Origin of the sequence: Pseudomonas sp. MF6394, from assembly GCF_002018845.1 — a bacterium.
GTDB lineage: Bacteria > Pseudomonadota > Gammaproteobacteria > Pseudomonadales > Pseudomonadaceae > Aquipseudomonas > Aquipseudomonas lactis.
Window position 1 is genome coordinate 223267 of record NZ_MVOJ01000003.1, and the last position, 23248, is coordinate 246514.

General features: G+C 60.1%; 19 protein-coding genes. 11 read left to right on the top strand and 8 right to left on the bottom strand.

Annotated features, from left to right (window positions below; genetic code table 11):
- Nucleotides 1–21: 21 nt before the first annotated feature.
- On the bottom strand, nt 22–426 hold the full coding sequence (locus MF6394_RS05535) for an acyl-CoA thioesterase (protein ID WP_003176975.1): 405 nt from the start codon (nt 424–426) through the stop codon (nt 22–24).
- A 561-nt stretch (nt 427–987) separates the two neighbouring features.
- On the opposite strand from MF6394_RS05535, the gene MF6394_RS05545 reads away from it, so the two are divergent.
- The 7 genes from MF6394_RS05545 (at nt 988) to MF6394_RS05575 (ending at nt 10447) form a co-directional block, all read left to right on the top strand.
- The gene (locus MF6394_RS05545) at nt 988–2268 is read left to right on the top strand and encodes an MFS transporter (protein WP_177345127.1); all 1281 of its coding nucleotides are present in this window, start codon (nt 988–990) and stop codon (nt 2266–2268) included.
- A 119-nt stretch (nt 2269–2387) separates the two neighbouring features.
- A complete protein-coding gene (locus MF6394_RS05550; protein ID WP_003195633.1) occupies nt 2388–3374 on the top strand; it encodes a phosphate ABC transporter substrate-binding protein PstS in 987 nt (328 codons plus the stop codon).
- A 484-nt stretch (nt 3375–3858) separates the two neighbouring features.
- Nucleotides 3859–5892: an ABC transporter permease subunit gene (locus MF6394_RS05555; protein WP_177345128.1), complete on the top strand. Its 2034-nt coding sequence runs from the start codon at nt 3859–3861 to the stop codon at nt 5890–5892.
- Between the two features lie 15 nt (nt 5893–5907).
- Nucleotides 5908–7578, top strand: coding sequence for a phosphate ABC transporter permease PstA (gene pstA, locus MF6394_RS05560; protein ID WP_078466300.1), 1671 nt, complete (start codon nt 5908–5910; stop codon nt 7576–7578).
- A 140-nt stretch (nt 7579–7718) separates the two neighbouring features.
- Nucleotides 7719–8552, top strand: a complete 834-nt coding sequence (gene pstB / locus MF6394_RS05565; RefSeq protein WP_003195626.1) for a phosphate ABC transporter ATP-binding protein PstB — start codon at nt 7719–7721, stop codon at nt 8550–8552.
- A 70-nt stretch (nt 8553–8622) separates the two neighbouring features.
- Entirely contained in the window at nt 8623–9384 is a 762-nt protein-coding gene (phoU, locus tag MF6394_RS05570) for a phosphate signaling complex protein PhoU (protein WP_003195624.1), read from the top strand.
- A 163-nt stretch (nt 9385–9547) separates the two neighbouring features.
- On the top strand, nt 9548–10447 hold the full coding sequence (locus tag MF6394_RS05575; protein ID WP_014720514.1) for a response regulator: 900 nt from the start codon (nt 9548–9550) through the stop codon (nt 10445–10447).
- 140 nt (nt 10448–10587) lie between these two features.
- On the opposite strand, the gene MF6394_RS05580 is transcribed toward MF6394_RS05575, so the two are convergent.
- From MF6394_RS05580 to phoB, 3 genes are all read right to left on the bottom strand, one after another.
- Nucleotides 10588–11928 (bottom strand): hemolysin family protein, encoded by a 1341-nt coding sequence (locus MF6394_RS05580; RefSeq protein ID WP_003195620.1) that lies wholly within the window; start codon nt 11926–11928, stop codon nt 10588–10590.
- 269 nt (nt 11929–12197) lie between these two features.
- On the bottom strand, nt 12198–13484 hold the full coding sequence (gene phoR, locus MF6394_RS05585) for a phosphate regulon sensor histidine kinase PhoR (protein ID WP_238597276.1): 1287 nt from the start codon (nt 13482–13484) through the stop codon (nt 12198–12200).
- A gap of 95 nt (nt 13485–13579) precedes the next feature.
- Nucleotides 13580–14269 (bottom strand): phosphate regulon transcriptional regulator PhoB, encoded by a 690-nt coding sequence (gene phoB, locus MF6394_RS05590; protein WP_003195617.1) that lies wholly within the window; start codon nt 14267–14269, stop codon nt 13580–13582.
- Nucleotides 14270–14423: 154 nt separating this feature from the next.
- On the opposite strand from phoB, the gene MF6394_RS05595 reads away from it, so the two are divergent.
- Nucleotides 14424–14801 (top strand): COG4315 family predicted lipoprotein, encoded by a 378-nt coding sequence (locus MF6394_RS05595; RefSeq protein ID WP_047712092.1) that lies wholly within the window; start codon nt 14424–14426, stop codon nt 14799–14801.
- Nucleotides 14802–14912: 111 nt separating this feature from the next.
- On the opposite strand, the gene ubiA is transcribed toward MF6394_RS05595, so the two are convergent.
- Nucleotides 14913–15803, bottom strand: a complete 891-nt coding sequence (gene ubiA / locus MF6394_RS05600; protein ID WP_044269935.1) for a 4-hydroxybenzoate octaprenyltransferase — start codon at nt 15801–15803, stop codon at nt 14913–14915.
- The gene (locus tag MF6394_RS05605) at nt 15803–16366 is read right to left on the bottom strand and encodes a chorismate--pyruvate lyase family protein (RefSeq protein WP_078466302.1); all 564 of its coding nucleotides are present in this window, start codon (nt 16364–16366) and stop codon (nt 15803–15805) included. Before MF6394_RS05605 ends, ubiA begins: the two co-directional genes overlap by 1 nt.
- Nucleotides 16367–16561: 195 nt before the next feature.
- On the opposite strand from MF6394_RS05605, the gene MF6394_RS05610 reads away from it, so the two are divergent.
- The 3 genes from MF6394_RS05610 to MF6394_RS05620 all read left to right on the top strand — a co-directional run bounded on the left by MF6394_RS05610 (nt 16562) and on the right by MF6394_RS05620 (nt 18380).
- Nucleotides 16562–16729, top strand: a complete 168-nt coding sequence (locus tag MF6394_RS05610; RefSeq protein WP_002555879.1) for a rubredoxin — start codon at nt 16562–16564, stop codon at nt 16727–16729.
- Between the two features lie 36 nt (nt 16730–16765).
- Entirely contained in the window at nt 16766–17914 is a 1149-nt protein-coding gene (locus tag MF6394_RS05615) for an NAD(P)/FAD-dependent oxidoreductase (RefSeq protein WP_003195591.1), read from the top strand.
- Between the two features lie 190 nt (nt 17915–18104).
- On the top strand, nt 18105–18380 hold the full coding sequence (locus tag MF6394_RS05620) for an HU family DNA-binding protein (protein ID WP_003213368.1): 276 nt from the start codon (nt 18105–18107) through the stop codon (nt 18378–18380).
- 103 nt (nt 18381–18483) lie between these two features.
- On the opposite strand, the gene MF6394_RS05625 is transcribed toward MF6394_RS05620, so the two are convergent.
- Both MF6394_RS05625 and MF6394_RS05630 read right to left on the bottom strand, forming a co-directional pair.
- Nucleotides 18484–18858 (bottom strand): DUF4259 domain-containing protein, encoded by a 375-nt coding sequence (locus MF6394_RS05625; protein ID WP_078466303.1) that lies wholly within the window; start codon nt 18856–18858, stop codon nt 18484–18486.
- Between the two features lie 10 nt (nt 18859–18868).
- Nucleotides 18869–23239, bottom strand: coding sequence for an RHS repeat-associated core domain-containing protein (locus MF6394_RS05630; RefSeq protein ID WP_078466304.1), 4371 nt, complete (start codon nt 23237–23239; stop codon nt 18869–18871).
- Between the last annotated feature and the right edge of the window lie 9 nt (nt 23240–23248).

A 23248-nucleotide genomic window follows, 5' to 3' on the forward strand; every position in this document is an offset into this window, starting at 1 on the left:
ACCGTTAAAACCCGGCGAGGTTTAACGCGCCCGTGACGGTACCGAGCGCGTGCGGCCGCTGCCATCGATGGCGACGAACACAAATACGGCTTCGGTCACCTTGCGCCATTCGCTGGACAACGGATCGTCGCTCCACACTTCGACCATCATCTGGATCGAGCTGCGGCCGATTTCCAGGGCCTGGGTATAGAAGGAAAGCTGCGCACCCACGGCCACCGGCACCAGGAACGCCATGCGATCAATGGCCACGGTGGCCACGCGCCCACCGGCGACCTTGCTGGCCATTGCCGTGCCCGCCAGGTCCATCTGCGCGACCAACCAGCCGCCGAAGATATCGCCAAAGCCGTTGGTTTCACGCGGAAGCGCGGTGATTTGCAGGGCGAGATCGCCTTGCGGGATAGGATCTTCTTGTTCGAGTTCGATCATGCCGGGGGTGCCTCTGACCCGTGACTCTTGGACTATGTAATCGGTGAATAGCCGTCTTGGAAAAACGATTCAGCCCCGAACATACTACGTTCGTCACGTTTTTCGAAAGGCGCCTTGAGGGAAACTCTGCGAAATCGGCTGGCCGGTGCCAACGACGGTTTCGCGCAACTTCCACGCAATAGACAGGTGCAGGGCTGGGAGTATATCGGTCGATAGCCTGCGCGACGACCATCTGCTCCTGATTTTGTGCATCTATATAGACGAGTTTCCAGGCGTCAAAAAATTGGCCAAAACGGTCATTCAAGTTGAGGGGTTTGACCATTGTTTCTTTTTAGCGCTGGCCGTCAGTATTTGATGGCGTTTTCGGCCCCCCATAATAATTCGGGAAGGGAATAAGTCGCTTCGCAAGTGGGGATGCTTGCGAGGTGGCGCTGATGCGGCGCAAGGGTTTGGACTGTGCTTTTCCGGGCAATTTGCTATCGTGCCGGACCTGCCAGGCGCAAACCCACGCTGTTGCGGATTCCTGATCTGACTAATAAGAGAAGCCTTGCCATGACCACAGTGCCTTCAAGCATTGCGCCGCCCGCACGACCGCTTAACCGCAACGACTACAAAACCCTGTCGCTGTCTGCCCTGGGTGGGGCGCTGGAGTTCTACGACTTCATCATCTTCGTGTTTTTCGCGACCGTGGTCGGAAAACTGTTCTTCCCTGTCGACATGCCCGAATGGCTGCGCATGATGCAGACCTTCGGCATCTTCGCGGCCGGCTACCTGGCGCGTCCCCTGGGCGGCATCATCATGGCGCACTTCGGTGACCTGCTGGGCCGCAAGAAGATGTTCACCCTGAGCATCTTCATGATGGCCGTGCCGACCCTGATCATGGGCCTGCTGCCGACCTACGCACAGATCGGCCTGTGGGCACCGCTGCTGCTGCTGTTGATGCGCGTGATCCAGGGCGCAGCGATTGGCGGCGAGGTGCCGGGTGCCTGGGTGTTCGTCTCCGAACACGTCCCGCCCCGCTACATCGGCTATGCCTGCGGCACCCTGACCAGCGGCCTCACCGCCGGTATTCTGCTGGGCTCGTTGGTGGCTACCGCCATCAATAGCGCCTATACACCGGAACAGGTCTCTGATTACGCCTGGCGGATTCCTTTTCTGCTCGGCGGCGTATTCGGCCTGCTGTCGGTGTACCTGCGTCGCTGGCTGCATGAAACCCCGATCTTCGCCGAGATGCAGCAACGCAAAAGCCTGGCCGCTGAACTGCCGTTGCGCGCCGTGTTGCGCGATCACCGTGGCGCCATTGTGTTGTCGATGCTGCTGACCTGGCTGCTGTCGGCCGGCGTGGTGGTAGTCATCCTGATGACCCCGACCGTGCTGCAAACTATCTACCACTTCAGCCCTACGGTTGCGCTGCAAGCCAACAGCCTGGCCATCGTGACCCTGAGCCTGGGCTGCATCGCCTCGGGTGCCCTGGCCGACCGTTTTGGCGCCGGCCGCGTGCTGGTAACCGGTTGCGCACTGCTGCTGGCGACTTCCTGGACGCTGTATCACAGCCTGATGGCCCACCCGGACTGGCTGTTCCCGTTGTATGCCTTGACTGGCCTGTTTGTCGGCACCATCGGTGTGGTGCCCTACGTGATGGTCAAAGCTTTCCCGCCGGTGGTGCGCTTCAGCGGTCTATCGTTCTCCTACAACGTTGCTTATGCCGTGTTCGGCGGGTTGACGCCCTTGGCGGTGTCGCTGCTGATGAAGGAGAGCCCCATGGGCCCGGCTTATTACGTAGCCGTGCTATGCGTGATGGGGATGCTGGTAGGCGGGTATTTATGGAAACGCGGTCGCTGAAGCCTGCACATTCAGATAGTGGCCTTTCATCTAATTGTCATATTTCAGACATAGAGTGTTCACACGGCCTGCCGATACTTGGCCCCGATCCAATTATCCCTATCTGCTAGGAGCAAGGCATGAAACTGAAACGTTTGATGGCGGCAATGACTTTTGTCGCTGCTGGCGTTGCGACCGCCAACGCGGTGGCCGCTGGTGTTGATCCGGCAATCCCGGCTTACGTCAAGACCACTGGTGTGTCGGGCAACCTGTCCAGCGTCGGCTCCGATACCCTGGCTAACCTGATGACCCTGTGGGCCGAGGGTTACAAAAAGGAATACCCGAACGTCAACATCCAGATTCAAGCTGCCGGCTCTGCCACTGCGCCACCTGCGTTGACTGAAGGCACCTCCAACCTGGGCCCGATGAGCCGCAAGATGAAGGACACCGAACTGGCGGCCTTCGAGCAGAAGTACGGCTACAAGCCAACGGCAATCCCGGTTGCGGTGGATGCCCTGGCGGTATTTGTGCACAAGGACAACCCGATCCAGCACCTGACCATGGAACAGGTCGATGCGATCTTCTCCTCGACGCGTCTGTGCGGCGCCAAGGCCGATGTGAAAACCTGGGGCGACCTGGGCGTGACCGGCGACCTGGCCAACAAGCCAGTGCAACTGTTCGGGCGTAACTCGGTATCCGGCACCTACGGCTACTTCAAGGAAGAAGCCCTGTGCAAAGGCGACTACAAGCCAAACGTGAACGAACAACCGGGCTCGGCTTCGGTTGTGCAGTCGATCAGCTCCTCGCTGAACGGCATCGGTTACTCGGGCATCGGCTACAAGACCGCCAGCGTGAAGACCGTGCCACTGGCCAAGAAAGGCAGCACTGACTACATCGAAGACTCCGAAGAAAACGCCCTGAACGGCAAGTATCCGCTGTCGCGTTTCCTCTACGTGTACGTCAACAAAGCCCCGAACAAGCCACTGGCGCCGCTGGAAGCTGAGTTCGTGAAACTGGTGCTGTCCAAGCAGGGCCAGGAAGTCGTGGTCAAAGACGGCTACATCCCACTGCCAGCCAAAGTCGCCGCCAAGGCCCTGGCTGACCTGGGTTTGAAAGAAGGCAACTAAGCCTGCGATACCTGATGTAGACGCATGCTTTTCTGTGGGAGCGGGCTTGCCCGCGATGCTGGCGACGCGGTTTAGCGTTGAAATCGTGTTGATGCCATCGCGGGCAAGCCCGCTCCCACATAAGCAGTCTGCATCCCGAATTTTTTATCCGCTGCCAGCCCTGCTTCGCGGCGGATTTGTTGCGTCACTGCACTGTCATCTTTCTGTCATACAGGATCGCTAGGGTGTGCGCATGAATGATCTGGCCAATTCCACCATGACGACGACTTCCCCTCCCAAGCGCATTGATTTCAATACGCCTGAGCTGCAACGCAAGCGCCGCATCCGCGCGCTCAAGGATCGCTTCACCCGTTGGTATGTGCTGGTCGGCGGCCTCGCCGTGCTGGCTGCCATTACCCTGATCTTCTTCTTCCTCGCCTACGTGGTTGCGCCGCTGTTCCAGGGCGCCTCGTTGACCAAGGAAGACGCGTTGACGCCCGCCTGGATGCAGGACGCCGGCAAGCCGTTGATGATCTCCCTCGAAGAACAGAACCAAGTCGCCATGCGGGTCTCCGACAAGGGCCAGGCGTTGTTCTTTGCCGTGGACACCGGTGCCGAGCTCAAGCGTGTCGACCTGCCGATTCCCGCCGGTACCAGCGTTGCTTCCATTGGTGAAGACCAGCCGGGCAGCCCGCTGGTGATCCTCGGCTTGTCCAATGGCCAGTCCCTGGTGTTCCGCCACACCTATAAGGTGTCGTACCCGGACGGCAAGAAAACCATCACCCCGGCAATCGAATACCCCTACGGCGAAACGCCCATCGTGCTGGATGACGCCGGTCGCGCGCTGGAACACGTCGCGCTCAACGCCACCGACACCTCGCTGGTGGTGGCAGGTTCCGCTGGTTCGCACTTGAACGTGCTGACCCTGAGCCGCGAAGAAAACATGATGACCGGTGAAGTCACCAGCGAGCAGAAGCGTGTCGAACTGCCGCAGATGACCGAGCCGGTGAAAGCGATCTTCATCGACCCACGCCAGCAGTGGCTGTACGTGATCAACGGCCGTGCCCTGGCCGACGTGTTCAGCCTGCGCGACAAGAGCCTCAACGGTCGCTACAAACTGCTGGAAGACGCCGACACGGAAATCACCGCCAGCACCCAGTTGGTTGGCGGCATCTCGCTGATCCTGGGTAACTCCAAAGGCGGCCTGGCCCAGTGGTTCATGGCCCGTGACCCGGATGGCGAACAGCGCCTGAAACAGATCCGCACCTTCCAGATGGGCACTGCGCCCATCGTCGAAATCAGCGCTGAAGAGCGCCGCAAAGGCTTCACCGCCCTGGATGCTGCTGGCCAGTTCGGCGTGTTCCACAGCACCGCCCACCGCACCTTGCTGGTGGACCCGGTGGTCGACGGCCAGGGCTTGTTCGGCATGTCGCCACGGGCCAACCGTGTGATCGTCGAGGCGGGTGGCAAGCTGCAACCGCTGTTGCTCGATAATCCGCACCCGGAAGTGTCGTGGAGTGCGTTGTGGAGCAAGGTCTGGTACGAAAACTACGACGAACCTAAATACGTCTGGCAATCCACAGCTGCCAACACCGACTTCGAACCCAAGATGAGCCTGGCCCCGCTGACCTTCGGTACCTTGAAGGCTGCGTTCTACGCCATGCTGCTGGCGGCGCCACTGGCGGTTGCCGCAGCGATCTACACCGCTTACTTCATGGCACCGAGCCTGCGCCGCAAGGTCAAGCCGGTGATCGAGCTGATGGAAGCCATGCCGACGGTGATCCTCGGCTTCTTCGCCGGCCTGTTCCTGGCGCCGTATGTGGAAGGGCACCTGCCGGGCATTTTCAGCCTGTTGATGCTGTTGCCGATTGGCATCCTGGTCGCAGGGTTTGTCTTCAGCCGCTTGCCTGAGTCGATCCGCCTGCGCGTTCCCGATGGGTGGGAAAGCGCGATCCTGATCCCGGTGATCCTGTTCGTGGGCTGGCTCTCGCTGTACATGAGCCCGTACCTGGAAACCTGGTTCTTCGGCGGTGACATGCGCATGTGGATCTCCCACGATCTGGGCATTACCTACGACCAGCGCAACGCGTTGGTGGTCGGCCTGGCCATGGGTTTTGCGGTGATCCCGAACATCTACTCCATCGCCGAAGACGCCGTGTTCAGCGTGCCACGCGGCCTGACCCTGGGCTCCCTGGCCCTGGGCGCCACGCCGTGGCAGACCATGACCCGCGTGGTCATCCTCACTGCCAGCCCGGGCATCTTCTCGGCGCTGATGATCGGTATGGGCCGCGCCGTGGGCGAGACCATGATCGTGCTGATGGCCACCGGCAACACTCCGGTGATGGAGATGAACCTGTTCGAGGGCCTGCGCACCCTGGCGGCCAACGTTGCGGTGGAGATGCCCGAGTCGGAAGTGGGCGGCAGCCATTACCGCGTGCTGTTCCTCTCGGCGCTGGTGCTGCTGTTGTTCACCTTCATCATGAACACCCTCGCCGAGCTGATTCGTCAGCGTCTGCGCAAGAAATACTCGTCGCTTTAAGAAAGGTAGAAGTCTGTGAAACAGAACTCCCTGAATGGATGGTTCAAGAGCGGCGCCCCCGGCGTCTGGATCAGCGGTGGCGCGGTGTCCATCGCGGTCATCATGACCATTGGTTTGCTGGCGGTGATTGCGGTGCGGGGCCTGGGCCATTTCTGGCCGGCCGACCTGATCCAAGCCAACTACAACGTGCCAGGCCAGGCCAACCACATCGTGATCGGCGAAGTGGTGCAGAAAGAAGAAGTGCCGCGTGAACGCCTGAAAAGCGCGGGCCTGCCGGTGCCGGACCAAGGCCCGGAATTCATGACCCGTGAGCTGATCAAGGTCGGCAACCGCGACCTGAATGGAAACGACTTCACCTGGATCGTCGGCGAGTGGCTGAAGGACCAGACCAAGCCTGCGAACCTGATGGCCATCGAGCGTCGTGAGTGGGGCAACTTCTACGGCACCCTGGTCAACGTCAAGCAGGACGGCAAGGTGATTGCCGAAGGCGAGGCCGCGTGGCCGGAGCTGCAAGCCCGCGTGGACCGCGTGAACAAGCTCGCCGCTCAGCTCAAGACCTTGGAAAAATCCGATATCGGCGCGATCAACGCAGGACTGGAGCGCATCCGCTTGCACGGTCGCAAACTGGAGCTGGAAGGCAAGCTCGACGCAGCCGCCCAGGCCGACATGGATGCCGACCGCGCCGAGCTGAACGCCCGCTACCAGGACATCGAAGCGCGCCTGGCCGACCTGCACGCACAGTTCAACCGCGACGCCCTCACCGCACGTGACGGCAACGGTAAGGAAGTGGAAATCGGCATCGGCAAAGTGGTGCACGCCTACCAGCCGAACGCCATGGGCACCATGACCAAAATCGGCTTCTACTTCAGCAAGGTCTGGGAATTCCTCAGCGATGACCCACGGGAAGCCAACACCGAAGGCGGGATCTTCCCGGCCATCTTCGGCACCGTGATGATGACCCTGATCATGGCAATGATCGTGACCCCGTTTGGCGTACTGGCCGCGGTGTACCTGCGTGAGTACGCCAAGCAGAACACCTTGACCCGCATCATCCGCATCGCCGTGAACAACCTGGCCGGTGTACCGGCTATCGTCTACGGCGTTTTCGGCCTGGGCTTCTTCGTGTATGTATTGGGGGGCTCGGTCGACCGTCTGTTCTTCGCTGAAGCCCTGCCGGCGCCGACCTTCGGTACGCCGGGGCTGCTCTGGGCCTCGCTGACCCTGGCCCTGCTGGCGGTGCCGGTGGTGATCGTGGCCACCGAAGAAGGCTTGGCGCGCATTCCCCGCACCGTGCGTGAAGGCTCCCTGGCACTCGGCGCGACCAAGGCGGAAACGCTGTGGAAGATCGTGCTGCCGATGGCCAGCCCGGCAATGATGACCGGCATGATCCTCGCCGTGGCGCGTGCCGCCGGTGAGGTGGCACCACTGATGTTGGTGGGTGTAGTAAAGCTGGCGCCGTCGCTGCCGCTGGACGGTAACTATCCGTACCTGCACCTGGACCAGAAGATTATGCACCTGGGTTTCCATATTTATGACGTCGGCTTCCAGAGCCCCAACGTCGAAGCCGCACGGCCGTTGGTGTACGCCACTGCCTTGCTGCTGGTACTGGTGATCGCCACGCTCAACCTGTCGGCGGTATGGATTCGTAACCACCTGCGCGAGAAGTACAAGGCGTTGGACAGTTAATTGAAGTGAACGCGAATTAAATGTGGGAGCGGGCTTGCTCGCGAAAGCGGTGTGTCATTCAGCACACCTGGCGACTGATACGACGCCTTCGCGAGCAAGCCCGCTCCCACACAATGAATTGGTAGCACAGGGAGCATCCCATGCAACACGAAACCCAATCCCACGGCATCAACATGTCTGCCCTGGGTCGCGACAAGCAGAGCCTGAGCCTGGCCCAGGAAACCGTGGCCATCGAAGTACCGGGCCTGAGCCTCTACTACGGCGATAAACAAGCGCTGTTCGACGTCAGCATGAACATCCCCAAGCAACGCGTGACCGCCTTCATCGGCCCGTCGGGCTGCGGTAAGTCCACGTTGCTGCGTACCTTCAACCGCATGAATGACCTGGTGGACGGTTGCCGCGTGGAAGGTGCGATCAACCTCTACGGCACCAATATTTACCGCAAGGGCGAAGACGTGGCCGAGCTGCGTCGCCGCGTGGGCATGGTGTTCCAAAAGCCAAACCCGTTCCCCAAGACTATCTACGAAAACGTGGTCTACGGCCTGCGTATCCAGGGCATCAACAAGAAACGCATCCTCGACGAAGCGGTTGAGTGGGCGCTCAAGGGTGCGGCATTGTGGGACGAGGTCAAGGACCGCCTGCACGAATCGGCACTCGGCTTGTCCGGCGGCCAGCAGCAGCGTCTGGTGATCGCCCGTACCATCGCCGTAGAGCCGGAAGTGTTGCTGCTCGACGAACCGTGCTCGGCCCTCGACCCGATCTCCACGTTGAAAGTCGAAGAGCTGATCTACGAGCTCAAGTCCAAATTCACCATCGTCATCGTGACCCACAACATGCAACAGGCGGCGCGGGTTTCCGACTACACCGCGTTCATGTACATGGGCAAGCTGGTGGAGTTCGGCGATACCGACACCCTGTTCACCAATCCGGCGAAGAAGCAGACCGAAGACTACATCACCGGTCGCTACGGCTAGGAAGCTGTGGTTCTGATTGTACTGACGCTGCGGTTCTCCGCACCTTACCGGACGCTCCAAGGACGCCAACATGATTAGCAAAGAAGGCCTTACCCACCACATCTCCGCGCAGTTCAATGCCGAGCTTGAGGAAGTGCGCAGCCACCTCCTGGCGATGGGCGGGCTGGTGGAGAAGCAAGTCAACGATGCGGTCACCGCGCTGATCGAGGCCGACTCGGGCCTGGCCCAGCAGGTGCGTGAGATTGACGAGCAGATCAACCAGATGGAACGCAATATCGACGAAGAGTGCCTGCGCATTCTTGCCCGCCGCCAGCCGGCGGCCTCGGACCTGCGTTTGATCATCAGTATTTCCAAGTCGGTGATCGACCTGGAGCGCATCGGTGACGAAGCCACCAAGATTGCCCGCCGCGCCATCCAGCTGTGCGAAGAGGGTGAGGCGCCCCGTGGCTACGTGGAAGTGCGCCATATCGGTGATCAGGTGCGCAACATGGTGCGTGATGCCCTCGACGCCTTCGCCCGCTTTGACGCCGAACTGGCGTTGTCGGTGGCCCAGTACGACAAGATCATTGACCGCGAATACAAGACCGCGCTGCGCGAGCTGGCCACTTACATGATGGAAGACCCGCGCTCGATCTCGCGGGTCTTGAACATTATCTGGGTGCTGCGTTCCCTGGAGCGCATCGGCGACCACGCGCGCAATATCTCGGAATTGGTGATTTATCTGGTGCGCGGCACCGACGTGCGGCACATGGGCCTCAAGCGCATGAAGGCCGAAGTTGAAGGCACTGCTGATCTAATCCCTAATGTTTCGGGCGAATCTGACGATAAGTAAGGTTGCCCGAGAAATTAACGCCCGGCCTCTGGCCGGGCGTTTTCGTTTGTGGCATCTGAATTTTTGCACAGCAGGCGCCATAAAGTCCTTCTGTGACCCGCGAGTTTTGGCAAAATGCCATCAGTCAGGCGTTTTGCAGACGTTTTTATAGGATGAAGGGTCGATGAGTAAAGTCAGTGTGTTGGTGGTGGATGACGCCTCGTTTATTCGCGACCTGGTGAAGAAGTGCCTGCGCAATTACTTCCCCGGAATCAAGATCGAAGATGCGGTGAACGGCAAAAAGGCGCAATCCATCCTCATGCGCGAAACCTTCGACCTGGTGCTGTGTGACTGGGAAATGCCGGAAATGTCCGGTATTGAGCTGTTGACCTGGTGCCGCGAGCAAGCGCACCTGAAGGCCATGCCGTTCGTGATGGTGACCAGCCGTGGCGACAAGGAAAACGTGGTGCAGGCGATTCAGGCCGGCGTTTCCGGCTATGTGAGCAAGCCGTTCACCAACGAACAGTTGCTGAACAAGGTCAAGCAGGCCCTGCACAAGATCGGTCGCCTCGATGCGCTGATTGCCAGCGCGCCGACCAAGATGAACTCAGCCTTCGGCAACGACTCCCTGAGCGCCCTGACCGGCGGCAAGCCCGAAGCGGTCAAGCCGGCCCCGGTGGCGGCGCCCAGCAAAGGCCTGCTCAACACCCCACCCGTGAAGGCCCCCGCAGCAGCGGCCCCGGCTGGCAGTCGCGGTCAGGGCCAGTTGCGCCTCGCAAGCGGCACCCAGCAATGCGTGATCAAGGCCCTGAGCATCAAGGAAGCGTTGCTGGTGGTGAAGCGTGGCGAGGTCCTGCCTCAGGTGCTGGAAAGCGCCGTGCTCGACCTTGAGCAGGGCGACAACGCCGAAGTCGCGCGGCTCAACGGCTACCTGCACGCCATCGTCGCCTACGAGCCCAAGCCCGACAGCGACTGGTTGCAACTGACCTTCCGCTTTATCGACCAGGATGCGCAGAAGCTGGACTACATTTCCCGCCTGATCGCCCGTGGCACGGCGCAGAAGCATTTCGTGCCGGGTGCATGAAGCACCGCGACGCCTATCCCCTGTAGGAGCGAGCTTGCTCGCGAAAAACGCCAACGATAACGCGTGCTTCCTGAATAAACGCGGCGCCTGTGAGTTTTTCGCGAGCAAGCTCGCTCCTACAGAGGGCGACTGGTCTACAGTCAGTCCAGCAGCAGCACCTTGGCCAATACGATCTTCGGCCCTTTCATCTTCTTGATGATGATCCGCAAGCCTTCAACTTCCAGCACTTCTTCCTCTTCCGGCACGCGCTTGAGCGTGTCGTAGATCAGGCCGGCCAGGGTTTCGGCTTCGATGTGGTCCAGGTCGACGCCCAACAGGCGTTCCACCTTGAACAACGGCGTGTCGCCACGTACCAGCAGTTTGCCGGGCTGGTAGGCGAGGATGCCGCGCTCGGCCTTGCGGTGTTCGTCCTGGATATCGCCCACCAGTACTTCCAGCACGTCTTCCATGGTCAGGTAGCCGATGATCTTGCCATCGGCCTCTTCCACCAGGGCGAAGTGCGCGCCGCCTTTGCGGAACTGCTCCAGCAGTTGCGACAACGGCATATGCCGCGATACGCGTTCCAGCGGGCGGGTCAATTCGGCCAGGTTGAACGATTCGGGGATATGGTCCAGGGCCGCCAGCTCCAGCAGCAAATCCTTGATGTGCAGCAAGCCGACAAACTCGTTGCGCACCGCGTCATACACCGGGTAACGGCTGAATTTGTGACGACGGAACAGCGCGAGGATTTCCTTGAGCGGGGCGTTGAAGTCCAGGGTCACCAGGTCTTCCCGGGAGTTGGCCCAGTCCACCACTTCCAACTCGCCCATTTCCACAGCGGAGGCCAGTACGCGCATGCCTTGGTCGCTGGGGTCCTGGCCACGGCTGGAGTGCAGGATCAGCTTGAGTTCTTCGCGGCTGTAATGGTGCTCATGGTGCGGGCCAGGCTCGCCTTGGCCAGCGATGCGCAGAATGGCGTTGGCACTGGCGTTGAGCAGGTAGATGGCCGGGTACATCGCCCAGTAGAACAGGTACAGCGGCACGGCCGTCCACAGCGACAGCAGTTCGGGTTTGCGGATCGCCCAGGATTTGGGGGCCAACTCACCGACCACGATGTGCAGGTAGGAAATCACGAAGAAGGCGGCAAAGAACGACACGCCCTTGATCACTTCCGGCGACTGCACACCGACCGCGCCCAGCATCGGCTCGAGGATGTGCGCAAAGGCCGGTTCACCGACCCAGCCCAAGCCCAGGGACGCCAGGGTGATACCCAACTGGCAAGCCGACAGGTAGGCGTCGAGCTGGCTGTGCACGGTACGCAGGATCTGCCCGCGCCAGCCGTTCTTATGGGCAATGGCCTCGACGCGGGTAGCGCGCAATTTGACCATGGCAAATTCCGCCGCAACGAAGAAACCGTTGAGCAGTACCAGGATCAGTGCAAAAAGAATCATGCCGAAATCGGCGAAGAGTGTAGCGAGGGTAATGCCAGGGGAAGGGTCCATGATGGGGTTTTGCAGGTTCCGTGTGTTCAATAAGGGGTGACAGGTGGGCCTGAAAGGCAGGCACAAGTCGGCCAATGTAGCGGCTGACGGGGCGCTTGCCTAGTGCCCGCTGCCGGGCGGGGCTGCAATGCTTGCTTTGAAACAACACAAATCCAGTGTGGGAGCGGGCTTGCTCGCGAATGCGGCGGGTCCGTCAGTTTATTCATCCACTGATACACCGCATTCGCGACCAAGCCCGCTCCCACATTTAGCCCTGATGTGTTTCGAGATTATTTATCTTCTTCGAGTGCCTGCGAACGCGTTACCTGCGCCGGCGGAAAATGGCAGGTAAAGGTACTGCCATGCCCCAGCACGCTGCTGATTTCCAGGCGGGCCCGATGGCGCAGCAGCACATGCTTGACGATGGCCAGGCCCAGCCCGGTGCCGCCGGTGTTGGAGTTGCGGCTGGAGTCGACCCGGTAGAAGCGTTCGGTCAGACGCGGCAGGTGCTTGGCGTCGATACCGATACCCGAGTCCTGCACACTCAGGTGCGCACCGTGCTCGTCGGCCCACCAGCGAATGCGGATATTGCCCTTGTCCTGGGTGTACTTCACCGCGTTGAACACCAGGTTGGAGAATGCGCTGCGCAGTTCGCCCTCGCTGCCCTTGAGCAATACGCTTGGGTCGGCCTCCAGCGTGATCTGCTGGCCGCGTTCGCCCGAGAGGGCCTGGGCATCGTTCTTGATCGTCTGCAACAGGCTGTGTACCGCCACGGGGTGGTTGTCCGAGGGGTAGTCCGTGGCCTCAAGCTTGGCCAGCAACAGCAGGTCGTTGAGCAGGGTCTGCATGCGTGAGCCTTGCTGCTGCATCTGTTGCAGGGCGCGGCTCCAGCGCGGGTTGATCTCGTCGACGTTGTCGAGCAACGTCTCCAGGTAGCCGCAGATCACCGTCAATGGCGTGCGCAGCTCGTGGGAGACGTTGGCGACGAAGTCTTTGCGCATCTGTTCCAGCTGGTGGATACGGGTCACGTCACGCACCAGCATCAAGTGCTCGTTGTTGCCGTAGCGGGTCAGGTACAGCTGGATGCGCACGCGGTCGTTGGTGGGGGAAGGGATTTCCAGGGCTTCTTCGTAGTTGTCCTGCTCGAAGTACTCTTTGAAGCGCGGGTGACGCACCAGGTTGGTCACCGGCTGGCCGCTGTCCTGGGGCGTCTTGAGGCCCAGCAGGGTCTCGGCGGCACGGTTCCACCATTCCAGGTTGCCGTCGCTGTCGAGCATGATCACCGCGTCCTTGAGCGCGGCGGTGGACTCCTGCACCCGGTCGATCACCGCTTGCAGGCGCCCGCGTACCCGTTGGTCGCGGCGTTGCAGGTGGTAGATGCTGTCGAACACTTCGCCCCACAGGCCGTAGCCATCGGGCGGTGCTTCATCGGGTTTATGCTGGCGCAGCCATTCATGCAAGCGCAGCAACTGCTTGAGGGTCCAGCCCAGGTACAAGGCAATGCCCGCAGCCAGGCTCCAGCCGTAGTAGCCGCTGACCAGCCCCACCAACAGGCAGCCGGTGACCAGCAAGAGCATGTGGCGGATCAGGGTGCCATGCCAGTTTTGGTTCACTTGAACATGCGTCCTTGTCAGCTGTTTAAGTCAGGCGATTAAGTCACGAAGCAGCTGGCTTAGCCTTTGGTAGAAAACCGATAGCCGGTGCCGCGCACGGTTTGTACCAGATTCTCGTACGCATCGCCCAAGGCTTTGCGCAGGCGGCGGATATGCACATCCACCGTGCGCTCTTCCACATAGACGTTGCCGCCCCACACCTGGTCGAGCAGTTGGCCACGGGTGTAGGCGCGCTCCTGGTGGGTCATGAAGAATTGCAGCAGGCGATATTCGGTCGGTCCCATCTCAGCAGGCTTGCCGTCGATGGTCACGCGGTGGCTGATCGGGTCCAGAATCAAGCCGTCGACTTCAATAGGCGCTTCGCCATCGGTCGGGCCGGCGCGGCGCAGCACGGCTTTGAGGCGCGCCACCAGCTCCCTGGGGGAAAACGGCTTGGTGATGTAGTCATCGGCGCCGACTTCCAGGCCCTGGATCTTGTTGTCCTCTTCGCCCTTGGCGGTGAGCATGATGATCGGAATATCCCCGGTCAGCTCGTCACGCTTGAGACGGCGGGCCAATTCGATACCCGAGGTGCCGGGCAGCATCCAGTCGAGCAAGATCAGGTCCGGCTTGCGGTCGACGATAATGGCGTGGGCCTGTTGGGAGTTTTCCGCCTCCAGGCAGTCATAGCCGGCCATTTCCAACGCAACGGCGATCATCTCGCGAATGGGCGCTTCGTCGTCAACAATCAGAATGCTCCTGCCAACCATGCTCAAAATCCTCTTGTCATTTAACTGTCTTGCGCCGCATTAGATAACGGAATTATTGCAGTCGTGTGACAGTAATTTAGTCGCTTGGGCAATTAACGGCACTCTGGACTACCCTTTGGGTCCGAATCCTGACAACCACAAAAGGAAGGTTCCGATGACTTACAGCACTGTTTCCTGGAAAGCCCTGCTGGTATCTGCGGTGTTGACGCTGCCAGGCCTGGCGTTTGCGGCAGAGCCGGCGATGACTAAAGACGGGATGTTGGTGGATCACAAAGGGATGACGCTCTACACCTTCGACAAGGACGCTGATGGCAAATCAGTGTGCAAGGACCAGTGCGCGACCAACTGGCCACCGCTGAAGGCAGAGTCTACCGACACCAAGACCGGCGATTGGACGGTGATCACCCGCGACGACCAGACCAGCCAGTGGGCGTACAAAGGCAAGCCTGTCTACACCTACAAGGACGACAAGAAAGCCGGTGACAAGGCTGGTGATGGCAAGGGTAGCGTTTGGCACATCATCAAACCCTGACTAAGCGGCGGCTTTGAGGCCTTCGCGAGCAAGCCTGCTCCCACTTTTGACTGTATTCGCAAATCAAAAAGTGGGAGCGGGCTTGCTCGCGAAGGCATCACCACAGAATCCTCAGCGAACCGCGTAATCCACCACGATCCCGACAAAAATCGCCAACCCCGCCCAGTGATTATGCAAGAACGCCTTGAAGCACTTCATGCGGTCCCTGTCCCGCGTGTACCAGAACTCCCAGACAAAACAGCCCGCTGCCGCCAGCAACCCCAGGTGGAACCACCCGCCCAGCTCGAACCGTGCGCCGGCCAGCAACAGGCACGCCAGCGCCAGGCCTTGCAGGGTGAGGATGATCACGCGGTCGGCATCGCCAAATAGAATCGCGGTGGATTTCACCCCGATCTTCAAGTCGTCATCGCGGTCGGTCATGGCGTAATAGGTGTCGTAGCCCACCGTCCACAACAGGTTGGCGATGTACAGCAGCCACGCCGTGGCAGGCAAATGGCCGGTCTCGGCGGTAAACGCCATCGGCATGCCCCAGGAAAACGCCGCGCCCAGCACCACTTGGGGGTAATAGGTGTAGCGCTTCATGAACGGGTAGCTCGCCGCCAGTGCCAGGCCGCCCAGGGACAGCAGGATGGTGCTGGCGTTGGTCAGCAGCACCAGCAGGAAACTGATGCCCATCAGCACGGCAAAAAACACCAGCGCTTCTTTCGAGCTGATCTTGCCGCTCACCAGCGGGCGTTGCTCGGTGCGTTTCACATGGCCATCGACCTTGCGGTCGGCCCAGTCATTGATCACGCAGCCGCCGGCCCGGGTGAGTATCACGCCCAGCACGAAAATCACGATATTGATCAGCGACGGCGAACCCTTGCCGGCAATCCACAGGGCCCACAGTGTCGGCCACAGCAGCAGGTAGATGCCGATGGGCTTGTCCATGCGCGTCAACTGAATGAAATCCCAGGCCCTGGGGTTCAGGCGGTTCAGGGACTTGAGCAGACGTTGGTACATCAGCAGTTCTCCGGATGGTCGTGCAACGCGTGCCAGAAACTCGGCAGGAAGACTTCCGCCACCAGCACGCTCAGCGTCCCGCGGTCGAAGCGCGAGCGGCGCGCCCACAGATTATCGGCCTGGTCCGCTGTCGGCAGCCAGGCACGAGGGTAGTGACACACTTCAATGGCCTGGCGGGTAAAGGCGCGGTCGCAGAACAGCAACTCGCCCAGCGAGCGGCTGCCCAGCGCGTCCATGTGCAGCCCATCGCCCTGCAAGGCACTGCGGGCCGCCACGCTGCGGGCGAACACCCAAGGCTGGCCGTGCCCGCGCAAATACACCTCGCGTACCCAACCGATACTGGCCGGCGGCAGGTCCAGCGCGGCACATTCGTCGTCGCGCAACGGTTGCCAGCCTTCGAACAGCGGCGTCACGCTGAAACCCTCGTTGGACAGCCACGTCAGTCGTCGCGTCAGCGAGCCTTCGTCAAACAGCCAATTGAGGGTCAAGGGCGTGGGCAAGGGGCTCAGAAGGCTCTGGGTCAGCCATCGGCAAGCGTCGGGAAGGGCGATTGAGTGCGGCACGGTGAGTCAGTATTGGCAGCAAAAGAGGCGGCGAGCTTATCATGGCACCCTGGGCTTTTGCCGTGCCAAACCCCTCGTTTGCGCCGAACATGCTTGCATCTGCAGGCTCCGATCAGTACAAAACGCCCTGAGCCGCGCGGCAACGCTGGATCCATCGACCGCCGGCCAACACGCCTGAACCTGAGGAAGCACGTAATGAAGAAGTGGCAATGTATCGTCTGTGGCCTTATTTACAACGAAGCGGACGGCTGGCCGGATGACGGTATTGCACCAGGCACTCTGTGGCAGGACGTCCCGGAAGACTGGCTGTGCCCGGACTGCGGTGTGGGCAAAATGGATTTCGAAATGATCGAAATCGGCTAATCAACGAATTAAGAAACGTACTGCAAGGAGAAGGGAATGAACGCACCTGTCGTGATCATCGGCACAGGATTGGCCGGTTACAACGTCGCCCGGGAGTTTCGCAAGCTCGACAGCGAGACCCCGTTGCTGCTGATCACTGCCGATGACGGACGCTCCTACTCCAAGCCCATGCTCTCCACCGGCTTTGGCAAGAACAAGGAAGCCGATGGCCTGAGCATGGCCGAGCCTGGCGCGATGGCCGAGCAACTCAAGGCCCAAGTGCGCACCCATACGCGCATCAGCGGCATCGACCCAGGCCACAAGCGTCTGTGGATCGGCGAGGAAGCAGTGACCTACCGCGACCTGGTTCTGGCCTGGGGCGCAGAAACCGTGCGCGTACCGGTCGAAGGCGATGCGGCTGAGCTGATTTTCCCGATCAACGACCTGGAAGACTACGCGCGCTTTCGCGCTGCCGCTGCCGGCAAACGGCGCGTGCTGCTGCTCGGCGCCGGCCTGATCGGCTGTGAGTTTGCCAATGATCTGATCCTGGGCGGCTATGAAATCGACCTGGTCGCGCCCTGTGAGCAAGTCATGCCGACCCTTCTGCACCCGGCGGCAGCCGCAGCGGTGCAAGCCGGGCTGGAAGGCATCGGCGCGCGCTTCCACCTGGGCCCGGTGCTCAATCGCCTGCAACGCACGGCTGATGGCCTTGAAGCGCACCTGTCGGACGGCGAAGTGATCCACTGTGACCTGGTGGTGTCCGCCATTGGCCTGCGCCCTCGCGTAGACCTGGCCGCAGCGGCCGGCCTGCAAATCAACCGCGGGATCATGGTGGACCGCCACCTCAAGACCTCCCACGCCAATATCTATGCCCTGGGCGACTGCGCCGAGGTCGATGGCCTGAACCTGTTGTACGTAATGCCACTGATGAGCTGCGCCCGCGCCCTGGCGCAAACCCTGGCCGGCAATGCCACGGCGGTGAGCTATGGGCCGATGCCCATCACCGTGAAAACCCCGGTGTGCCCGCTCGTGGTATCACCTGCGCCACGGGGCACGGAAGGCGTGTGGAGCGTCGAAGGGCAGGGTGCCGACATCAAGGCCCTGTGCCGCGATGCCAGCGGCCGCCTGCTGGGTTATGCGTTGACCGGCAGCGCCGTCATGGAAAAACTGGCGCTGAACAAAGAACTTCCGCCGCTGCTGGCGTAAATACCACCCGTTCTGTCGCAAACATCACGTTCTTACCCGGAGAAAGGCCCCCGCGAGACTGGCGCGGCGCCCGAGGGCATGCCATCCTCACTCCCGTCTGCCGCAGAGTAGAGCCTGCGGCGCCTTGGCGCTGCTCCACCAGAGAGCAGCACGGACATAACAACAAAAAACCGTCAAAGAGGCTTCACATATGCGTAAACCAGAACTCGCAGCCGCCATCGCTGAAAAAGCCGATCTCACCAAAGAACAGGCCAACCGCGTCCTCAACGCCGTCCTCGAAGAAATCACCGGCGCCCTGCACCGCAAAGACAGCGTCACCCTGGTCGGCTTCGGCACTTTCCTGCAACGCCACCGTGGCGCCCGCACCGGCAAAAACCCGCAAACCGGTGAGCCAGTGAAAATCAAGGCGAGCAACACCGTAGCGTTCAAGCCGGGCAAGTCGCTCAAAGACAGCGTCAACCCGTAAGTTAAGCGGTACCGTCTCGAAGGGAGGCGGGGCGGTAAAAAAGATGGGCACGCCGACGGGGTCGGGTGCCCATTTTTTGTTGGGTGCTGATGCGTATGCCAGATTAAGCCAGCTCGCCTAATCGCATTTTCAGAGCGTCGATTTGTTCCTCCACTGCGTTGATAACATCGGCGCTGTCGCCCCACATATCAAGAAACCCCCATTCGTCATTGGGCGGATCAATCAGTTGGGTCAGTATTGAAATAGCCTGCTCGATCAGGGGTTTGAGTTGTGCCAGATATTCAGTTGGCCATATATAGGGGTTGCCTAGGGTTTGTAATAGATAACAGGCAGCCCTAAAGGCGTCATAACGTTCTTCAGCGGGATCAAACTGGCTGATTTCGTTGATCAAGACCGCAAAATTTTGTTGTTTCCAGAACTCCTGAAACCAGTCCGCGGCTTCATCGTTTTCCCAAGGGTTGTAATTCCAGGCGCCCATTTTTGACTCCTTAGCCACATTTTCCGAAACGTGATGGTTTAGATTTTTCTGTTGCGACCCAGTTGGGGTTTTTGAATAGCTCACGTGTACCGGCAGGCGCTCGAAGGTTGGAGGTTTTCCCGCCGTCTACGCTCCTGCCGCCATTTCGCACAATTTCACTGGCTTCGACCTTGTAGATTTCCTGGGCGGTGGCCCCGTTCATACTGTGTAACTGTACCGAGCTGATTTTGTCAGCCGGCAGTTTTCCAGAGGCGACATGCTGACTCAGTCTTGAGCCGAAGGTTTGATCAGTAGTGGAACCTACGTAGAGCTTGCCATTTTTGTCAGTAAATCGATAAACACCGACTGATTTTGCATCCGAGCCAAGCGCCTCCAGGAGCGCTGGGTTCAGTCCAAGAGGATCGATCCAAGTCAGCGGGTTCGAGGCATAAGCGTAAAGATTCAAACCACCTGCCAGACCTATAGGGTCAGGTGTCGTAAAACGGCCAACGTCGGGGTCGTAATACCGCAAGGTATTGAAATGCAAACCGGTTTCTCGATCAAGATACTGACCCTGGAATCGCAGGTTTTGCTCCTCGATGAAGTACGCTTCTCGCACTTCTTCAAGGGGCGCGCCCCATGCTTCGTAGCGCGCTTGCCAAACTATGAGCCCATCAGTCTCAGTGAGGTACTCTGGCAGTCCGTTCAGGTCATTGTGGTAATACCGTACACACTGGTGTTTCCCCGTACCGTCCACTCGAGCTAGCGGGTCATAGCTGTAATTGTCATATAGATAGAGGCTGGTCTGGCTATGCCGATGTTCCTGTAAAAGACGCAAGCCATCCCAGTCGAAGCGTGTTTCTCCCAGGCAGAGCCCATTGGCATCGTGTTCGGTTTTGCCAACACGCCGCCCCAGAGGGTCGTACACCATCCTCACAATCGTGTTCAGCGCGCCTTTCTGGCTATGCACTTTGATCAGGCGATGCTCGGCATCGTAAGTAAACCGTTGCAACCCGCGCGCCGTGCTGCTTTTCTCGATCATCCGTCCAAGGGTGTCGTACTTGTAACGTTTGTCTTGATAGATGAGCAGGCGGTTATGCCTTACCAGGCCGCCTTGGGTCGGGCCGTCGAGCAAATTGGCGGCAGCATCATAGGCGTAGGTTTCGCTGCGTCCTGCTTGGTGGTTGACGAGGATACGTCCCGTACTGTCGTAGCCCAGAAGCTCTTGACGGTCAGTACGACGACGCCCGATCAGGTTATCGCTTGGGTCGTAGCAGTATTCAGTCTCAACCAACGGTGGCAATTGCCACGGTTGGTCAATACTACGACGCTGTCGCGAGCGAACCCGTCCACTTCGATCATAGGCGGTACTCGTTTTGAGTTGGCCCTGAGTGCGTTGCACTTCGCGGTGCAAACGATCCCGCTCGAAGTCGCTAATGACCTTACCATCGAGATTCAACTGATGCAGGTGGCCACTGCCATAGTACAAGCGATTGAGCCACCGACCATCGGGCAAGCCGGTTTGAATCAGGTTTCCCAGTTCGTCGTAACGATGCTGCACAGAACCGGCCGAGCTTTGTTCCTCTAGGAGCAGCCCCATGGCGTCATAGCTGAAACCGAGTGATTGCTCACTCCCATCAGGCGCTGTGAAAGTGACACCGATCAGTTGGTCGCTCAGGTCGTGGACGTAGCTGGTAGTACCGTCCGCAGTTATTTTGCTGACCAGGCGTCCAACCGGATCTCGCTGAAACTGGTGCGACAATGGAGCCACGGGTTGGCCTTCCGTCCCCGGCAGGTAATCCACGGCGACGACATCAGCCAGCGGATCATAGGTGTAGCGGCGCCGGCTCTGGTCAAGGTCCTGCTGCTGTACCATGCGGTCCGCTGCGTCCCATTCAAAGTGATAGCTCTCTCCGTTCTCATTGGTCAGTTTGCGCAGTCGCCCATAGTCGTCATGGTCGAACATCACGCTGCGGTTATGCGCATCCCACCGTTGGTTGACCAAGCCGCGACTATTATAGGCATAGCGTGTGACGGCGCCGCCGGGATCGATGTGAGCAAGCAGATAACCAGTGGCGCTGCGCTGGAACTGTTCCACGCGACCATCCGGAAGCTGGCACTCCAGCAATAGCCCTCGAGGTCCGTACCGGTAGCGCACCGACTCGCCTTCCGCATTGGTCTGCACCACCAGATTGCCGAACGCATCGTATTGATAACGGGTGGGGTAACCCGAGCAATCTACCGCCTCGACCAACTGGTTCCATTCGTTCCAATGCAGTGTCTTGGTTTTTTCAGTGGCGTCGATGATTTGCACCGGCTGACCGAACCCGTCATACACATAGCGCGTACGGTTTCCCAGTGGGTTGATTTCCTCGACGCAATTGCCACGCTGGTCGTACCGATAATGCCAACTGTTGCCTGCCGGATCGGTTTCCACTTGGGGCAATGCCCAGTGCGCCAGCCATTGCGTGCTACTGGTTCTGGACAGCGGATCGATGACGGCGCTCAGGTTGCCGGACGCGTCATAGTTGAAACGCCACAGGCCTTTTTGCGGATCAATCGCACCGAGCAACTGGCGATCATCGTTCCACTCAAACTGCCACGTATGACCCAGGTTATCGACGTAGCGAGTGATCTGGAACTGCGGGTTCCAATGCCGGATGCTGACCCGCATCAGGCCGTCGGTCACGCGGGTAATGCCGGCGTCCAGGTCGTAATGGAAGCTGTATTCATCACGCGCATCTGTCCAGTGGCGGCTGACGCGCCATTCCGGGCCGCCTGGCCCAGGTACTTCAGCCCATTGGTAGAAGCAGCGCAGGCCACTCGGCAATTGGTGTTCGACCATTCGCCGGTCATTGTCGTAGGCAAAGCGTCGAAGGGTTGTACCTTGCTCGTCCAGCACTTCAGCCAGATCGCCCATGCTGTCGTAGCGATAACTGACGAGCACATCGCTGCGCGCATCGAAATGGTCCTGGCGCAGGTAACGCCGCTCGATGTAGCTCACACGCCTAGGGTGTTCAGCCGAGTAGTTCAGTTCTACATGCATCAAGTCGTGGGTGTCGCGCAGGCGATACAGTCGGCCCTGACTGTCGTAGTCGAGGAAGATCCGCCCCTCATTGCGATCACCCAGCAGATGCAAGCGCATCCGCGAGTTATTCAGCGGGTCGGGCTCGAACAGGCGATACAGGCCGTCGATGCTCTCGATCAATACCGCGCCGTCGCCACTGCGCCTGACTGCAAGGCCTTGGCCCGGATCGAACGCTCCGCCGGACAACGGGATGTAACCGATCTCCAGGCGGCGTCCTTGCTCGTCGATGTAGACCAGGTTTTCGTCCGCTTCTATCTCGATCGACACCTCATACGCGACGCTCCAGCCAGCGCCAAATAGGCCGTCCCGGCGTGTGTCGAGGCTGCTGTAAAAGCGCTGCCAATCTATCGGGAGCAATCCCTGTAACGTGAAGTCCAGTTCCTCATCCCCGCCCAGGATCTTGGCTCCCGTCGCGCTGTGCACTGGATTGGGCGAGCCATTCATGGCGCTCTTGAGCGCGGAGGTGACCTTGCTGGTTGCGTAAGAGACGGCGCCCCCCACCAGCAAACCACCGACCAGGCACGGCAGCTTGGTCCAGAAACATTTCAGGTTGCCGCGCAACGCCATCACCACGGCAATCGCCAGCCCCACCCCCGGCGTTTTCCCGCTACGAATCTCCTGCACCACAATGGTCTCGCCACCAATGCGCACATCCGGCGAAATCAGGCCCTTGGCGGTCCCGATCTTGGCGTCACAGGTACTGCGATCCCCGCTGCGTGCCGCAGGCTGCCCGTTGATGAACACCGAACTGGAACCCTCGGCAATGAACTGCAGCGGCATAGGCGGATGCTTGTTGCATGCTACGGTGTCCAGCGGGCACGGCTCGGTGCCGGGGGCGGGCGAGGCGACGGTTGGGCGCCACATCTGCGAGAAAAACTCCCCGGCCATGTCCAGGAAGCTGGGTGCCGGCGGCTCGCTGGGCGCGACCGGCACGGCGGTCATCTTGCCGGCTGCACGGGCAGCTTTTTTGCCATTGATAAACACGTTGTGCGAGCCGCTGGTGATGAATGCATCGATCACCGGCGGGAACACCCAGTTGGCGGCGGACTCGCACCAACTGGATATCTTCAAGTCCGCCCCCGTGAGGCCAGCGGTAATACCGACGACCGCGCCCACCACCAACACCAGGGCAACGCCACCGGTGGCGATGGTTGCACCAGTCGCGAGGAACACCGCCCCGGCAACGGCCAGGCAGCCCACGGTGGTGAGCGCCGCATAGGCGGCCACTTCCAGCACACCACCGAGAATGTCGGCCATGACCGAGGTGTGCAGCAGTGCGTCGCCTTCGCGGGCGGCCCAAAGATCCTCACTCATTGCTCAGGC

Bases quoted from the DNA above. Each gene is read 5' to 3' on its own strand.
- MF6394_RS05535 (WP_003176975.1), bottom strand. From the start codon at position 426: ATGATCGAACTCGAACAAGAAGATCCTATCCCGCAAGGCGATCTCGCC.
- MF6394_RS05550 (WP_003195633.1), top strand. From the start codon at position 2,388: ATGAAACTGAAACGTTTGATGGCGGCAATGACTTTTGTCGCTGCTGGC.
- MF6394_RS05555 (WP_177345128.1), top strand. From the start codon at position 3,859: ATGCAGGACGCCGGCAAGCCGTTGATGATCTCCCTCGAAGAACAGAAC.
- pstB (WP_003195626.1), top strand. From the start codon at position 7,719: ATGCAACACGAAACCCAATCCCACGGCATCAACATGTCTGCCCTGGGT.
- phoU (WP_003195624.1), top strand. From the start codon at position 8,623: ATGATTAGCAAAGAAGGCCTTACCCACCACATCTCCGCGCAGTTCAAT.
- MF6394_RS05575 (WP_014720514.1), top strand. From the start codon at position 9,548: ATGAGTAAAGTCAGTGTGTTGGTGGTGGATGACGCCTCGTTTATTCGC.
- MF6394_RS05580 (WP_003195620.1), bottom strand. From the start codon at position 11,928: ATGGACCCTTCCCCTGGCATTACCCTCGCTACACTCTTCGCCGATTTC.
- phoR (WP_238597276.1), bottom strand. From the start codon at position 13,484: ATGCTCTTGCTGGTCACCGGCTGCCTGTTGGTGGGGCTGGTCAGCGGC.
- phoB (WP_003195617.1), bottom strand. From the start codon at position 14,269: ATGGTTGGCAGGAGCATTCTGATTGTTGACGACGAAGCGCCCATTCGC.
- MF6394_RS05595 (WP_047712092.1), top strand. From the start codon at position 14,424: ATGACTTACAGCACTGTTTCCTGGAAAGCCCTGCTGGTATCTGCGGTG.
- ubiA (WP_044269935.1), bottom strand. From the start codon at position 15,803: ATGTACCAACGTCTGCTCAAGTCCCTGAACCGCCTGAACCCCAGGGCC.
- MF6394_RS05610 (WP_002555879.1), top strand. From the start codon at position 16,562: ATGAAGAAGTGGCAATGTATCGTCTGTGGCCTTATTTACAACGAAGCG.
- MF6394_RS05615 (WP_003195591.1), top strand. From the start codon at position 16,766: ATGAACGCACCTGTCGTGATCATCGGCACAGGATTGGCCGGTTACAAC.
- MF6394_RS05620 (WP_003213368.1), top strand. From the start codon at position 18,105: ATGCGTAAACCAGAACTCGCAGCCGCCATCGCTGAAAAAGCCGATCTC.
- MF6394_RS05625 (WP_078466303.1), bottom strand. From the start codon at position 18,858: ATGGGCGCCTGGAATTACAACCCTTGGGAAAACGATGAAGCCGCGGAC.
- MF6394_RS05630 (WP_078466304.1), bottom strand. From the start codon at position 23,239: ATGAGTGAGGATCTTTGGGCCGCCCGCGAAGGCGACGCACTGCTGCAC.